Source organism: Paraburkholderia bannensis (genome assembly GCF_014200455.1).
Taxonomy (GTDB): domain Bacteria; phylum Pseudomonadota; class Gammaproteobacteria; order Burkholderiales; family Burkholderiaceae; genus Paraburkholderia; species Paraburkholderia bannensis_A.
The window spans coordinates 1-1,440 of the sequence record NZ_JACHBW010000064.1; the positions used below are offsets into that span (position 1 = coordinate 1).

Sequence of the window (1,440 nt, forward strand, 5' to 3'; positions counted from 1 at the left end):
CACACGGCCTTATATGGACACCGCCCGGTTTGCAAGATTGATCTTGATACGATGCTCAAAACGAGGTATCGGTTGCGGTCTTATATCCGGCCTGTAACGCAAGCCGAAGCCCGCTGGCCCTGATGGAATTCGCCAGGAACATCCTCATCTCGGCCGCGCACTTTTAAGCGCAAGGCCGTGTTCAGGCTTGGGTTCCTGCGGTCCGACCTGTTTCGCCATCGCATGTGAATCAACCTCAGCAACCTATCGGTACTTCATCTCTCTCTTCGTTTTGCCAGCCTGCTAAACAGGCCTCACACTGACGTGATTTCTGTCGTAAGCTTCACCGCGCGCGAGTATCGCCCATGCAGTACGGGCCATCTTGTTGGCAAGGGCAACTGCTGCAACATTAGCGGGCCTTCGCTCCAGAATCGCTTTCTGCCATGGAGTAGGCACTTTCGCATGGCACATCACCGAACGCGCGCCATGAATCAACAGTGTGCGCAGATACGGATCACCCCGGCGAGAGATTGGTCCAAGCTGTATCTTTCCTCCCGTTCCGCTTTGCCGAGGCACGAGACCAAGGAACGACGCAAACTCGCGCCCGGATCTGAATGTTTTTGCATTGCCAATCGTCGCGACGAGCGCTGTAGCGGTAAGCCTGCCGATGCCAGGTACTGCGGCTATTGCCTGGCATTCAGCTTCCTGCTTGTGCCAGGCACCGATCTGCCGCTCGAGCTGTTCGATATCCTGCTCAATTCGATCAATGCGTGCCAACTGGTCACGCAGCCCGCTGAACATTGTTGCCGGGAGTACATCCTCGAGTTCTGGTATACGAACCCGCATCTCGGCGAGGCCAGCTGCGCGGCCCGCACGGAAAGACACTCCGAACTCATAGAGAAGCCCGCGCAACTGGTTCACTTCCATGGTGCGAAACTTGATGAGCAACGAGCGCATCCGGTGAAGGCCGAGCATCGCCTGCTGGTCTTCCGTCTTCGCTGCGACCGTTCGCATCCCCGGCTGCTGCACCGCAGTCCAGATTGCCCGGGCATCTGCTGCGTCAGTCTTGTTGGTCTGAACAAACGGCCGGATGAACTTCGCATGCAGCAGTACCACATTGTGCCCAAGCGCCAGGATCTTGCGTGCCCACCAATGAGCACTGCCGCAAGCTTCGAGCGCCACCCGGCCAGCTGGCCGCTGCGCGAGAAACGTGATCAACTCGTCGCGTCGAAAGCGTCGGTTGGTAATTTCTCCAGTTTGATTGTCGACCCAGTACATTTGGAACACGCGCTTTGCAATATCCAGACCGTATGTCGTAGCATTCATTTGGCCCTCCGTTCCTCGAGTGGACATGCTGAAACTCCACTCTGGCACATTACTGCCGATCAGTTCTGAGGACCTCTGCGTGCTATCCAGAGCCTACGTCCCCGAAGGGAGGGCGGTGTCCATTCCATCTCGGCC

General features: G+C 57.3%; 1 protein-coding gene. It reads right to left on the minus strand.

The annotated features are described in order from the left end of the window. Positions 1 to 282: 282 nt before the first annotated feature. Positions 283 to 1,305, minus strand: a complete 1,023-nt coding sequence (locus F4827_RS34835; RefSeq protein ID WP_183734074.1) for an IS110 family transposase — start codon at positions 1,303 to 1,305, stop codon at positions 283 to 285. Positions 1,306 to 1,440: the final 135 nt, after the last annotated feature.